Source organism: Prauserella cavernicola (assembly GCF_016595675.1).
GTDB classification, from domain to species: domain Bacteria; phylum Actinomycetota; class Actinomycetes; order Mycobacteriales; family Pseudonocardiaceae; genus Prauserella_A; species Prauserella_A cavernicola.
Window position 1 is genome coordinate 1,115,137 of record NZ_JAENJH010000001.1, and the last position, 13,484, is coordinate 1,128,620.

Here is a 13,484-nt window from a genome sequence, read left to right on the forward strand (position 1 = left end):
GCGATGATCGGCCGGAACGACACCCAGATCCTCGGCCTCGGCCTGCCCACCGCGTCGGCGTGCGCGTGCACCGCCGCGATCTGCTCCGCCGTCTCCCGCAACGGCTCGCCCCACAGCCCGAAGATGTCGCCGAGCCGCCCGCCGACCCGGTAGGCCGCCTCCGACGACCCGCCCACCGAGATCGGGATCAGCTCCTGGTGCGGCCGCACGTCCGAGCGGAAGTTCTCGAACCGGTAGTGCCTGCCGTGGAAGGAGAACTCCCCGGTCTCGGTCCACGCCCGCCGCAGGATGCGGATGTACTCGTCGGAGCGCTCGTAGCGTTGCTCCTTGGACAGGTAGTCGCCCTCGCGGCGTTGCTCGGCGTCGTTGCCGCCGGAGATGATGTGCACGGCGAGCCGCCCGGCCGCGATCTGGTCGAGTGTGGCGAACATCCGCGCGGCGTGCGTCGGGAAGATGACGCCGGGCCGGTGCGCGAGCATCGCCTTGAGGTGCTCGGTCTCGTTGACGACGAACTGCGCGAACTGGTTCGCGTCGGCCCTCGACGAGTGGTAGGCGACCAGCGTGTAGTCGAACCCGCCGTCGTCGAGCGCCCGCGCGTACCTGCGCGCGTAGTCGCGGTCGAAGCCGCTGGAGCCGGGGTTGGTGTCGGAGTCGGCGTTGGGGTTGATGGCACTGATGAACTCGGCCGGCATCGAAGACCCTCCCTCAGCTCTGCCCGGCCGGGCCGGGGTACAGCGAGGTCTCGACACTGCTCGCGACGTCGACCCCGCTGGGCAGGGAGCCGACGTCGGTCATCGTGTCGGACACCTCCTGCACGGCGTCGACGACCTCGGGCCCGATCGGCTCCAGCCGGTCGTTGCCCTGGTCGACGAGCGTGGCGGCGGTGGCCTCGTCCACGCGGTTGGTCTCGGCGAAGGCGGTGACGTAGTCGCCCCGGTGCTCCCGGCTCCAGGCATAGGCCCGCTCGATCCTGGTGAGCAGGTCGGCGATCGCCTCCCGCTTGGCGGGATCGTCCAGCGACGCGGTGGCCGCGGACAGCAGGCCGATGCCGCTGGTCCGGCCGTCCTCGCCGGTCACGAGGGAGCGCGCCCCACCGTCGAGCGCCTTGACTCCGTAGACACCGAACGTGGCCCACACGTCGATCTGGCCCGAGCTGAACGCGGCCTGCGCGTCGGTGGGCAGCAGGTACCGCACGTTGACATCCGAATAGGACAGTCCCACATCGGCGAGTGCCCGCACGAGCAGGTATTCCGCGATGCTGCCCTTCGCCGAGGAGACCACCACGTCCTTGCCCTCGAGGTCGGCGACGTCACGTACCGGTGAACCGGGCTGCGTCACGACCGCCACGGACTCGCCGGTGCTGCGCAGCGCGGCGACGCCCGTGACCGGCACCCCACCGGAGATGGCCTGCAGGGTCGGCAGGTCGGCGGCGATCGCCGTGTCCACCGACCCGGCCTTCACGGCCTCGAACAGCGGCGCGGCGCCCTGGAACTGTGCCCAGTCGACCTCGTACGGAGTGTCCTCGAGCACCCCTGAGGCGTCGAGCAGGGTCTGCAGTCCCTTGACCTGGTCGCCGAGCACGAGCGTGGTGGTACCACCGGAGGCGGAGCCACCACACCCGGCGGTCAGGGCGGTGAGCAGGCCGGCCAGCGCCAGGGCGGCGGTACGGCGGAAGCGGCGCACGGGTCTCTCCTTTCAGGACGCGGGGGTGGTGTCGGGCCGGGCCGAGGCGTCGCGGACGCCGAGCCAGCCGAGCAGGCGCCCGCGCAGCGCGACGAAGGTCGGGTCGCCGACGTCGCGGGGCCTGGGCAGGTCGACGGTCACCTCGTGGGCGATGCGCCCCTCGTCCATCACGAGCACGCGGTCGGCGAGCAACAGCGACTCCTCGACGTCGTGGGTGACGAACAGGACCGCGCAGCCGTGCTGGCGCCAGAGGTCAATGACGAGCCGCTGGGCCTTGGCCCTGGTGAGCGCGTCGAGCGCGCCGAACGGCTCGTCGAGCAGCAGCAGCTCTGGTTCGCGGACGAGTGCCCTGGCCAGCGACACGCGCTGCGCCTCGCCACCGGAGAGCGTCTTCGGCCACACGCCGCCGTGCCCACCGAGACCCACTTCGTCGAGGTAGCGGATGGCGAGGTCCCGGTCCGGGCGGCCCGGCAGGCCCAGCACGACGTTGCGCCACACGCGTTTCCACGGCATGAGCCGCGGCGACTGGAACGCCACCGCGCGCCGCTGCGGCACCTCGACGACGCCTTCGATCTCGGCGTCGATACCGGCGAGGATGCGCAGGAGGGTGCTCTTGCCGCACCCGCTGTGGCCGAGCAGCGCGACGAACTCGCCCGGCTGGATGTCGATGTCGAGATCGGTGAGCACGCGCCGGTCGCCGAACTCCCGGTTCAGCCCCCTGACGCGCACGGATGGCTCGGTCATGGTCACGTCCCGTCGAAGGAGGAGCGCCACGACAGCAGGTACCTGCCGAGGAGCCGGACGATGAAGTCGGAGATGAGGCCGAGGATCGCGTAGACGACCAGACAGACCACGATCACGTCGGTCTGGAAGAACTCGCGCGCGGTGTTCATCAGGTACCCGATGCCCTCGGTGGCGTTGACCGTCTCGCCGAAGACGAGCGCGAGCCACGCGCTGCCGAGCGCGTACCGCAGACCGACGAGCGCACCGGGCACGGCGCCGGGCAGGATCACGTGGCGGATCAGGCCCACCCGGCCGAGGCCGAGCACCCGGCCCGCCTCGATGAGCTGCGCGTCGACGGCACGGATCCCGCCGTAGAGGTTGAAGTACAGGGGAAACGACACGGCCAGTGCGACGAGCGCGATCTTCGGCGTCTCATCGATGCCGAACCAGATGATGAACAGCGGGATCAGCCCGACCCACGGGATGGTGCGGATCATGCCGACGGTCGCGTCGATCAGATCCTCCCCGAGCCGGAACAGTCCGGCGACGAGTGCCAGCGCGACCGCGATCGAGCCGCCGAGCAGGAACCCGGTGAGCGCTCGCTGGCCGGAGGTGAGGATCGCGCTGGTGAGCTCCCCGTCCGCGGTCAGCTGCACGGCCTGGCTGACGACGTCGACCGGCGAGGCCAGCACGTCGGGCGGCAGCGCGCCGGTCGCGCTCGCGACGTACCAGGCCAGCAGAAACGCGACCGGCCCGATGGTGCGGCGCACGGCACGGGGCAGCGTCAGCCCGGACCGTCTGCGCTCAGGTTCGACGGTCACGCGCCGCACCGCCGAGGGCGGGCCAGGGGGCGCGAGGGGGTCGGCGCGGGTCATGGCGTACTCCTCTCCGTGGGATGCGGGCCGGTGACGGCCGGCCGGCCGGGATCGGCCGACCACTGGGACCAAGAGCCCGGGTAGAGCGCCGCGTCGATGCCGGCGATGGCGAGCGCCGCCACCTGGTGCGCGGCCGTGACTCCGGAGCCGCAGTAGACGCCGACGCCGGCACGCGCGCCGAGCTCGCGGAACCGGGCGGCGAGCTCGGTGGCCGGGCGGAACCGGCCGTCGGCGGTCAGGTTGTCGCCGGTCGGCGCGCTGAGCGCCCCCGGGATGTGCCCCGCCCTCGGATCGACGGGCTCCTCCTCGCCGCGGTAGCGGGCGCCGGCCCTGGCGTCGAGCAGCGCACCCGGGCCGGGCAGCGCGGCCGCGTCGTCGGCGGTGAGCACCGGCAGGTGCCCCGGCTCGAGCACGACGTCACCACGTTCGGGAGCATCACCTTCGCCGGAGTGCAGCTCCCCCTGCCACGCCCGCAGTCCGCCGTCGAGCAACCGGACCCGTGAGACCCCGCCCCAGCGCAGCAACCACCACGCGCGCGCGGCCGACAGGCCGCCGTTGTCGTCGTAGACCACCACGGAGGCGCCGTCCCGCACACCCCAGCGGCGAGCCGCGTCCTGCAGGTCCGCGAGGTCGGGCAACGGATGCCTGCCCTCCGTTGTGGACGGTGTCGCCGCGAGCTCGGTGTCGAGATCCACGTACACCGCGCCCGGCAGGTGTCCCTCCGCGAAGTGCCGGTGGCCGTCGGGATCGCCCAGCGCCCAGCGCACGTCGAGCAGCACGGGCGGCTCCGGTGAGTCCAGCTCGACCGCGAGCGACGCGGCCGACACCAGTACCTCCGCCGCCCGGTCGCGCGCGGCGGCGGCGACGAGCTCACGCCGCACGGCCTCGTTGCGCGGCGTGGCGACGCCGTGCAGGCGGCCGAGCAGCACGATCTCACCGTTGAGATAGTCCACCTCGACGGATCCGGCGGCCCGCGCGAGGCTCTGCCAGGTCGAGTTCCCACCCGCGGCCAGCCCCGGGATCTCCGCAGGCGCGGTCAGGGAGAGGTCCACGTCGGACTCGGCAGCGAGGTCGGCGACGGCGAGGCCCGCGGCGTCGAACACGGCGCGGGCCTCGGTCTCCAGCTCCTCGCCGACCCGGGCGCTGTGCTCTCCCCTGCCGTACAGGGCGTCGGGGGCGTTACGCAGGTTGCCCAGCAGCTTCGCCAGCTTCCAGCGCGGCAGGTCGGTCACCACCTGCACCCCGAAACCGGCCTCGCGCAGGTCGTCGGCGATCCAGCTCAGCCGAGGGTCCTTGCCGCCGGGGTAGCGGCCGAGCCAGAGCAGTCCCGGTGCGCGGCCACCGCGGGCCACCACCTCACCGGGGCGCAGGAACTCGGACGGCATCCACACCACCGCGCCGAACACCGTGCGAAAGCGGCGCAGCGCCGCGCGCTCGTTGTCCAGCCCGTTCTGCAGCACGAGCACCGGGAGGTCCGAGGCGTACCCGCCGCCGGCGACGGGCCGCCACGACCAGTCCTGCAACGCCTGTTCGGTGTGCTGGGACTTGGTGGCCAGCACGAGCACGTCGTCGGCGGTCAGCTCCAGCTCGTCGGGACCGGAGACGACCGGCAGGCGCACCACGTGCGTGCCGTCCGGCCGCACGTAGCGCAGCCCGTCGGCACGCAGCGCCGCACCGTGGTCGCCCCTGGCGACCAGCACCACCTCGGCGCCCGAGAGGCTCAGCTGCGCGGCGACCGTGGCGCCGACCGCGCCCGCGCCGATGATCACGTACCGGGTCATGGCGCCACCGCCTGGGACACCGCGTCGTTGAACCGCGTCGTGAACCCGGTGGACACCTCGACCGGCGCGTCGTAGGTCCCGAGCTCCACCCAGGCGTCGGCCTCGCGTTGCAGGGTGTCGTAGACCTCCGGCCCGATGGGCACGTACGACTTGGTCTGTCGCCGCGCCGCGAGTTCCGCGGCCTCCGGGCTGAGCCCGCTGACCTCCTGCCCCGCTTTCGCCCAGGCTTCGGGGTGGTCGTTGACCCACTCCTGGGCCTTCGCCACGCGGCCGAGGAAGTCGGCGATCGCCTCGCGTTTCGCGGGATCCTCGGAGGCCTCCGTGCCGACGAACTGGAACGTGTAGGTCTCGCCCAGTTCGGTGATGTCACCCGAGTTCAGGATCGGCCGCGCACCGGACTGGGTCTGTGCGGTGGCGAGGATCGGGTCCCAGACGGCCCACGCGTCGACCTGGCCGGAGTTGAACGCGGCGAGCCCGTCGCTGGTCTTGAGGTTCACCAGCTCCACGTCGTCGGCGCTCAGGCCGAACTGCTCCAGCGCCAGCAAGGTGTAGTAGTGCACACCCGCGCCGAAGGTCAGCGCGATCTTCTTGCCCTTGAGCCCGGAGAGGTCGCGGACCGGCGAGTCCTCCGGCACGACGATCGCCGAGGACTCGGCGCCGGAACCGTGTGCGGTGGCCGCGGAGCCGACCTTGACGTTCTTGCCGCCGTAGAGCGCCTGGATCGCGCCGGTGCTCCCGCCGTTGCCGCCGACGTCCACCGACCCGGCGCTGATCGCCTCGAGCAGATCGGGGGTGGCGTTGAAGTCCGCCCACTCGATGTCGTAGGGAGTGTCGTCCAGTCCGGCCGCCTCGAGCAGGGTGCGGCTGGAGAGCTTGTTGGACTGGCCGACCGTCAGGGTGACGCCGTCACCGGAGCCGCTGTCGGAACCGGTACCGCAGGCGGTCAGCGCCGCGAGGGTGACGACGGCCAGTACGGTGCGCAGGATTCGGGTCATGATGCGGATGCCTTCGGAAGAGTCGGGTGGTCGAGGCCGCGGTCGCGCAGCACGTCCCTGATCACGGGCAGCAGGTGACGGCCGTAGTCCCGCGCGTCGCCGAGCAGGTCCCAGCCCTTGAACAGGAACGAGGTGACACCGAGCTCGACGTAGTCGGCGACCGCGCTCGCGACCGTCTCCGGGGACCCGACCAGCGCCGAGGAGATCCCGGACGCGTTGGTGGCCTTCGAGGTTCCGGTCCAGTACGCGCGGTCGAGCAGCGCCCCGCTCGCGTTGACCTCCCGCAACCGGTCACTGCCCTCGTTGTTCGCGGTCTTGTCGCCGATCCCGCGCAACCGCACCCGGTCCCACGAGCCGCCACGCACGTTGCGTTCGATGGTCGACGTGATCCGCTCCGCCTTCTCCAGCGCCGCCGCGTCGGTCGGGGCGATGATCGGGCGGACGGAGACGTTGAACGCCAAGGGTTCCGTGCGGCCCACCTCGGCGGCCACGGCGCGGATGCGGCCGATCTGCTCGCGGGTCTGCCGCAGCGGCTCGCCGTAGAAGGCGATGGCGTCGGCGACCCGTGCGCCCGTCGCGATCCCGGCGGCCGACGAGCCGGCGAAGTAGATCCTCGGCCGGGGCCGCTGCACCGGGAACACGTCCACGTCGATGCCCTCGACCTGGTAGTGCTCGCCGTGATGGTCGAGCGGTCCCTTCGTGGTCCACACGCGCTTGACGATCTCGACGAACTCGCCGGTGCGGGCGTAGCGCTGTTCCTTCGGCAGCCGGTCACCGTCCCGGCGCTGGTCGGCGTCGCTGCCGCCGGTGATGATGTGCACCGCCGTCCGCCCGCCGCTGAGCGCGTCGAGGGTCGCGATCGTGCGGGCGAACACGGTCGGTGCGACGAAGCCCGGTCGGTGGGCGATGAGGAAACCGAGCCTGCTCGTGTACGCCGCGGCGAACGCGGCGAGCTGCGCACCGTCGGCCATCGCGGAACCGTTGCCGATGAGCACCCGGTCGAACCCGGCCTCGTCCTGTGCGGCGGCCAGCCGCCGGAGGTAGTCGAGATCGACGGGGCCGGTGCTGCGCTGCTGGATCTCCTGCCCGTCGTGGGGTGCCAGGAATCCGAGGAACTCGATGCTCACGGCAGCACCTCGCTGGTGTTGCCGAGCAGTTCCTCGACGAAGAGCACGATGCGGGCGGCCGCGATGCGATGGGTGGCGTCGTTGAGCGCGTCGTGGCGACCGCCTGCGACGGCGACCAGGCTCGCCCTCGGCAACCGGGCGTAGCGGGCTCTGGCCCCGGCGAGAGGACTCAGCGGATCCTCGGCGCCGTGCACGCCGAGGACAGGCACGTCCACCGCCGGGAGCTCGGCGTCGAGGCGCAGCGTCTCGGGAATCGCGGCGAGCGCACCCGGGGTGAGCCGCTGTTCGTCGCTGATCCACTTCCGGTGGGCCGGGCACGCGGTGCGCGAGGCCAGCTCCTCGTCCCAGTCGCGCGGAGCCTGCCCGGCGCCGCTGGGCAGGCCGGCCAGCACGAGTCCCGCGACCCGGACCGTGCCTGTGGCCTGCAACCGCGACGCCAGCAGCGCGCCGGTGTCGGAGCCGATCAGCACGTGCGGGGCAGGCAGCGTGTCGTCGGCCAGCAACGTCTTGACCGCCGCGGTGACGGCCTCGGGATCGACGCTCGCGTCGCCCAGCGCGTGCACGCGGTAGCCGTCGGCCGACAACCGCCTGCCGAAACGCTCGTACACGGCGGGCCGCTCGCCCCGGCCCGGCAGCACGACCAGTGTGGCCCTCGGGTTGATGCCGTCGGGCTCGGACCAGTGCAGGCCCGTCGCGTGATCAGTCATGCCCATCACGACACACGACGCCGACGTGAGCCGTCAAACCCCTCACGCAATGTGGGAAGTTGTGCGCTCCCATATATTTTCGTGGTGAAATCGGGTAAGGCAATTCGGTTGACAGGCACGACGAAAGGCAGGCGGCCCCGGTGACGAGTGTGCGTGCACGGGCGGTTCAGGGCCGACGACGACGCGGGCCGGTCGAGACGACCAAGGACCTGCGCAGGCTCGGGTTCCCTTTCCGCTCAGGGAGTTTGAGTCTCGACTTCGTGGCCACCGTGGCCAAACGCGGCATGGGCGATCGCGAGATGCTGGCGACGCCGGACGACCTGGAGACGTGGCTGCACGTCGCGGGACTCCCGCCGGCCGAAGAACCCGCGACACCGTCCGAACTGGACTCCGCTCGCGCGCTTCGCGAGGCGATCCACCGGCTCACATGGTCCAGAGTGGACGGAGCAAGACCGAACCGGGCGGCCATTCGTGTCGTCAACGACGCCGCGAGTGCGGGCACCCCGGCCATCACGATCGGCGCCGACGGGAGCACCGCCGTGCCCGCGCCGAGCGCGCCGGTGACGGCGTCGCTGGCACTGGTCGCCCGCGACGCCGTCGAGCTGTTCACCGGACCGCTCGCCCACCGCATCCGCGCCTGTATCGGCCACGACTGCTCGCTGTTCTTCGTCGACAGGTCGCGGCCCGGATCTCGCCGCTGGTGCGCGATGGCCGCGTGCGGAGAGAAGGCGAGCTCGGCCAGCTACCGGCAGCGCCACCCCGGCGCCCGCTAAGCGAACCCCACCAGCGCTCGCGCGTTCCTGCCGAATGCGGTGAAGGGCACCTTTACTGCACTAGATGCAGTAAAGGTGCCCTTCACCGCAATCAGAGCGGGCGCACCCGGTAGCGGCGCTGCCTGACGCGCCTTAGCGACCCGTCACGTCGGTGAGCGCGGAGTCGAGGATCGCCACGCCGCGGTCGATCTCGGCGTCGGTGGCGGTCAGCGCGGGCGCGATGCGGAAGGTCCCGCCCATGCCGGGCAGCTGCACGATGTTCATGTGCAGCCCGAGTTCGGCGCAGCGGCGCGTGACGGCGGCGCCGAGCCGGTCGGTGTCCCCGCCGTCGGGCCCGACGAGCTCCAGCCCGACGAGCAGTCCCCTGCCGCGGACGTCGCCGATCACCGGGTGCCGCGTGCCGAGTTCGAGCAGCCCGCCTCGCAGCCGCTCGCCGAGTTCGCGGGCGCGTTCGTCGAGCCGGTCGCGCGTCAGCACGTCCAGCACCGTGTTGCCGACGGCGGCGGGCAGCGGATCGTTGACGTGCGTGGTGAAGAACAGGAACCCGCGCTCGTGGGCGCGCTGTTCGATCTCGGCGCTCGTCAGCACGGCAGCCAGTGGCAGCCCGGCGCCGAGGGTCTTGGACAGCGTGAGGATGTCGGGCACCACGCCGTCGCGTTCGAACGCGTACCAGTCGCCGGTGCGGCACAGTCCCGTCTGGGCCTCGTCCAGGATCAGCAGCATGCCGCGCTCGTGGCACTTGTCGCGCAGCGCGGCCAGGTAGCCCGGCGGCAGGTCGACGACGCCACCGGAGCTCAGGATCGGCTCCACCAGGCAGGCCGCGAGGCTGCCGACCGACTGGGCGTCGATCAGGTCGAAGCCGAGGTCGAGCTGACGACGCCAGTCCAGGTTGCCGTCGGCGTCGAGCAGGTCGGGCCGGAACCGGTCGGGCACCGGCAGCGCGAAGTTGCCCGGCGCGGCGGGCCCGTAGCCTGCCCGCCCCGCGACGTAGGTGGCGTTGGCGGCGGCCTGTGTCATGCCGTGCCAGGACCGGGCGAACGAGACGATCTCGTGCTTGCCCGTGACCAGCTTCGCCATGCGCAGCGCGGCCTCGTTGGCCTCCGCGCCCGTGGTCAGCAGCATCGTCTTGTCCAGCGGCTCCGGCAGGCTCTCCGCGAGCCGCCTGGCGAGGTCGAGGACGGGGCGGCTCAGCATTCCGCTGTAGAGGTGGTCGAGCGTGCCGACCTGCTCGCGGACGGTCGCGACGATCTCCGGGTGGGAGTGCCCGAGGATCGCGCTCATCTGCCCCGACGTGAAGTCGAGCAGCTCGCGTCCGTCCTCGGTGAACACCGAGCTGCCCTTGGCGCGCTCGATGACGCCGGGGCTGAAGGAGCCACGTCCGGCGTAGCGGATGAGGAAGCGTTCGTGGGCGTTGTCGTCCGGCATGACCTCGACGCTACGAACGGAGTTCCGTCGCGTCCAGCGCACGATCACGACGATGCTGTTCGACGGAACCGCACAACGGCGTCGCACAATGGAGCCATGCTGAACCCCTGGCGCCTGCGCCTGCTCGGTCTGCTCGACAGCCTCGGCACCGTCCGCGCCGTGGCCGAGACGCTGCACCTGAGCCCGTCGACGGTGTCCCAGCAACTCGCCGTGCTCGAGACCGAGACGCGCAGCACGCTGCTGGAACGGTCAGGGCGGCGCGTGCGGCTGACCCGCACCGGCGTGGTGCTGGCCCGCAGGGGCCGCGAGATCCTCGATCGGATGGCCGAGGCGGAGGCCGAGCTGCGCGCCCTCAACGACGAGCCGATCGGCACGGTCCGGCTCGGGGTGTTCCAGAGCGCGATCCACCCGCTCGCCGTCCCGGCGGCCGCCCGGCTCGCCGACTCGCACCCGCACCTGCACGTGGAGCTGATCGAGTCCGAACCGCACGAGAGCGGGCCCGCACTGCGCACCGGCGAGCTCGACGTCATCGTCACGACCACCGACTACGTCGAGTTCCCGTGGGGCCGCGATCTCGAGATCGTGCCGCTGGGCACCGACCCGGTGGTACTGGTGCTGCCCGCGGAGCACCCGCTCGCCCGGCGCCGGGTGGTGGACCTGGCCGCGTGCGCCGAGGAGACCTGGGCGTGCGACCGGCCGGGCTCCTACATGGCCGAGCTGACGCTGCGGCTGTGCCGCGAGTCGGGCTTCGAGCCCAGGGTCGCGTGCCGGTTCAGCAACTACCTGCTGCTGCTCCAGCACGTCGAGGCCGGCCGGTCGGTCGCGCTGCTGCCCGCGCTCACCGTCGCGCCCGGCCACGCGGTGGTGACTCGCGAGCTCACCACGCCGGTGCAGCGCAACGTGACCATCGTCGTCCGCAGGGGCACGGCTCCGCGCGCCGCGGTGGACGCGGTCGTCGGGGCGCTGCTCGACCACCCCGATATCCCGGCGCTGTCGGCCCCCGGCTGAGTGCCGGACGGGCTCACACGACCCGGCCGCGGTGCTTGAGCCGCTTGCTCGAGTGGCGGGCCGCCCACAGCACCACGAGGAACGCCAGCGCGAGCAGCGGGTAGCCCATCGCGAGCCTGGCGAAGGCCAGCCAGCCGGTGCTGTTCTCGTCGTAGAGCCACTGCTGCACCACGAACCTGGCCGCGAACAGGACCGTCAGCGTCGCCGTCGCGAGGTCGAAGGCCAGCATCGAGCCCCGGTCCGACCGCCACGCGGTGCCCTTGCCGGTCACCGCGTTCACGAGCACACCGACCAGCGGCCACCGCACCAGGATCGACACCAGCAGCAGCGCGGCCCCGATCGCGTTCGTCCAGATCCCCAGCAGGAAGAACCCCTTGGCGGAGCCGGTCTGGTACGCCACGAAGGCCGCGACGCCCACTCCCAGCAGACCCGACACCGCTGTGGGGAACGGTTCCTTGCGAACCAGCCGGAAGACGGTCACCGCCGCCGCGAGGCCCAGTGCGATCACGATCGCCGGCTGCAACCCGAAGACGGAGTTGACGATGACGAACACGACCACGGGCAGTCCCGTGTAGACGAGGCCGATCGGCCCGCCCAGCTGGTCCATCACCGAGTTGCCCGCTCGCCGCGGTTGCCTGTCTCGGACGGTCCGGGCCTCGGTCATCACTAGCTCCCCTTCACTGGTTCGGTGTGCCGCCTGGGGGCCCAGGAGAAACGGTGCCGCTGCGGCACACTCAAGCCCGGACCGCGTGACGCGGGTCACTAGGCCGAACGGGCGATGCGCGCGGCGAGCGAGCCTAGCAGCGCATCCACCAATTGGTTGATGCGACGGTCCGCCACCGCCCGTGGCGAAACCTGGCCGCGCGGACGATCCGGCGCCCGCGCCCTCGCGGCACGCTGAACTCATGCACGAACTCGCGCGAACGCGCACGCGCCCGTCATGCTGACGAGCAACGCGCGGCGGTCGCGCGAGGTCTGGTCCAGGAGTGCGTCGTGAGCATCGAAGCCGAACTGCGCGCGGAGTTCGACTACTGGGAGCGCAAAGAGGCCGCCGCCGTCGACGCGCTTCCCTACGTCCTGCTGACCTTCAGCACCCTCGTCACGTTGCTACAGCCCACCTGGGGTGTGCCGGTGAACGCGCCAACGGTCATCGCGCTCTCGGCGGGGGCCGCGATCTGGCTGCTCTGGTTCCACACGCTGCACCCGCAGTGGCGCGGCAGGCGCCTGCTGATGGGCGGCTACTACGCCGGGCTGATGGCCTTCATGGGGTGCCTGGTGTACCTCACGCCCTGGTATGGGTTCTTCGCGTTCGCGGGCTATCCGCAGGCCTTCGAGTACCTGCGCGGGCGCTGGCGCTACGCGGGCGTCGTCGCCACGGCGACGATCTCGGCAGCGGCCTACCTGGGCGGGGTGGATCCGCTCACCGCCGACGTGCTCTGGGAATGGGGCACCGTCAGTGCCGTGAGCGTCGTGCTGGCGAGCGGCTTCTTCTACCTGGCCGAGATGATGGAACTGCGGGACGTCCGGCAGAAACGGGCGCTCGCGGAGCTGCACCGGGCCAACGTCAAGCTCGAGGAAGCGCTGGAGGAGAACGCGGGCCTGCACGCCCAGCTGCTCACCCAGGCACGGGAGGCCGGCGTGCTCGACGAGCGGCAGCGGATGGCGCGCGAGATCCACGACACCCTCGCCCAGGGCCTGGCGGGAATCCTCACGCAGTTGCAGGCCGCCGAGCAGTCCCTCGACGAGCACCCGACCCTGCGCAGGCATCTGACGAACGCGACGGCGCTCGCCCGCGAGAGCCTCACCGAGGCTCGCCACACGGTGCACGCGGTGGAGCCGATGGTGCTGGCCGAGTCCCGCCTGCCCGACGCGATCGGCGACGTGGCCAGGCGCTGGGAGGAGGTGCACGGTGTGGCCGTGCGGCTGACCACCACCGGCGACGCCAGGCCCATGCACGCCGACATCGAGGTGGCCCTGCTGCGCACCGCGCAGGAGGCGCTGGCCAACGTGGCCAAGCACGCCGCCGCGGGCCGGGTCGGCCTGACCCTGTCGTACATGGAGGACGTGGTGACACTCGACGTGCGCGACGACGGCGTCGGCTTCGACCCGGACGTCAAGCGTGCCGGGGGTTCCGCGGACGGCGGATTCGGAATCGCCGGAATGCGCCAGCGAGTACGGCGCCTCACGGGACGTCTGGAGATCGAGTCGGAGCCGGGCGGCGGCACGGCCGTCTCGGCCACCGTGCCCGCCATCCCGGCAGGCGGCTGAACCCTGCCTGTCCGGGCAGCGATGACGGGCGCGTTCGCCCTCGATCGGGCACGAACCCGGCCCGCACCCGGACGCTGCGGCACACTCGGGACCAGCGTGGTGCGGGTCCCGACGCAGCG

The 13,484-nt window shown here is 71.9% G+C and carries 13 protein-coding genes; 3 read left to right on the plus strand and 10 right to left on the minus strand.

The features are described 5' to 3' along the window. The 8 genes from JHE00_RS05190 to JHE00_RS05225 form a co-directional block, all read right to left on the minus strand. Window positions 1–692 (minus strand): LLM class flavin-dependent oxidoreductase (locus JHE00_RS05190; RefSeq protein WP_200315845.1); only part of this gene is annotated, 692 nt, incomplete at its 3' end. Between the two features lie 13 nt (window positions 693–705). Next, the gene (locus JHE00_RS05195) at window positions 706–1,683 is read right to left on the minus strand and encodes an ABC transporter substrate-binding protein (RefSeq protein ID WP_200315240.1); all 978 of its coding nucleotides are present in this window, start codon (window positions 1,681–1,683) and stop codon (window positions 706–708) included. Window positions 1,684–1,695: 12 nt separating this feature from the next. Beyond that, a complete protein-coding gene (locus JHE00_RS05200) occupies window positions 1,696–2,427 on the minus strand; it encodes an ABC transporter ATP-binding protein (protein ID WP_200315242.1) in 732 nt (243 codons plus the stop codon). Window positions 2,428–2,429: 2 nt separating this feature from the next. Further along, entirely contained in the window at window positions 2,430–3,281 is an 852-nt protein-coding gene (locus tag JHE00_RS05205; protein WP_200315244.1) for an ABC transporter permease, read from the minus strand. Then, window positions 3,278–5,062 (minus strand): rhodanese-like domain-containing protein, encoded by a 1,785-nt coding sequence (locus JHE00_RS35785; RefSeq protein ID WP_200315246.1) that lies wholly within the window; start codon window positions 5,060–5,062, stop codon window positions 3,278–3,280. The genes JHE00_RS05205 and JHE00_RS35785 overlap by 4 nt, the downstream gene beginning before the upstream one ends. Beyond that, window positions 5,059–6,057, minus strand: a complete 999-nt coding sequence (locus JHE00_RS05215) for an ABC transporter substrate-binding protein (protein ID WP_200315248.1) — start codon at window positions 6,055–6,057, stop codon at window positions 5,059–5,061. The genes JHE00_RS35785 and JHE00_RS05215 overlap by 4 nt, the downstream gene beginning before the upstream one ends. Next, on the minus strand, window positions 6,054–7,184 hold the full coding sequence (locus JHE00_RS05220) for an LLM class flavin-dependent oxidoreductase (protein ID WP_307831825.1): 1,131 nt from the start codon (window positions 7,182–7,184) through the stop codon (window positions 6,054–6,056). The genes JHE00_RS05215 and JHE00_RS05220 overlap by 4 nt, the downstream gene beginning before the upstream one ends. After that, window positions 7,181–7,891 carry an alpha/beta hydrolase gene (locus JHE00_RS05225; protein WP_230422805.1) on the minus strand — a complete coding sequence of 237 codons (711 nt, stop codon included), beginning with the start codon at window positions 7,889–7,891 and terminating at the stop codon, window positions 7,181–7,183. Before JHE00_RS05225 ends, JHE00_RS05220 begins: the two co-directional genes overlap by 4 nt. A 149-nt stretch (window positions 7,892–8,040) precedes the next feature. On the opposite strand from JHE00_RS05225, the gene JHE00_RS05230 reads away from it, so the two are divergent. After that, the gene (locus JHE00_RS05230; protein ID WP_307831839.1) at window positions 8,041–8,664 is read left to right on the plus strand and encodes a CGNR zinc finger domain-containing protein; all 624 of its coding nucleotides are present in this window, start codon (window positions 8,041–8,043) and stop codon (window positions 8,662–8,664) included. A 132-nt stretch (window positions 8,665–8,796) separates the two neighbouring features. Here JHE00_RS05230 and JHE00_RS05235 read toward each other — a convergent pair whose 3' ends face one another. Further along, entirely contained in the window at window positions 8,797–10,089 is a 1,293-nt protein-coding gene (locus tag JHE00_RS05235; RefSeq protein ID WP_200315254.1) for an aspartate aminotransferase family protein, read from the minus strand. A 96-nt stretch (window positions 10,090–10,185) separates the two neighbouring features. Between JHE00_RS05235 and JHE00_RS05240 the strand changes: the two genes are divergently transcribed. Further along, window positions 10,186–11,097 (plus strand): LysR family transcriptional regulator, encoded by a 912-nt coding sequence (locus JHE00_RS05240; RefSeq protein WP_200315256.1) that lies wholly within the window; start codon window positions 10,186–10,188, stop codon window positions 11,095–11,097. 13 nt (window positions 11,098–11,110) lie between these two features. Here JHE00_RS05240 and JHE00_RS05245 read toward each other — a convergent pair whose 3' ends face one another. Further along, entirely contained in the window at window positions 11,111–11,761 is a 651-nt protein-coding gene (locus JHE00_RS05245; protein ID WP_200315258.1) for a DUF3159 domain-containing protein, read from the minus strand. 329 nt (window positions 11,762–12,090) lie between these two features. Between JHE00_RS05245 and JHE00_RS05250 the strand changes: the two genes are divergently transcribed. After that, window positions 12,091–13,365, plus strand: a complete 1,275-nt coding sequence (locus tag JHE00_RS05250) for a sensor histidine kinase (protein ID WP_200315260.1) — start codon at window positions 12,091–12,093, stop codon at window positions 13,363–13,365. Window positions 13,366–13,484: the final 119 nt, after the last annotated feature.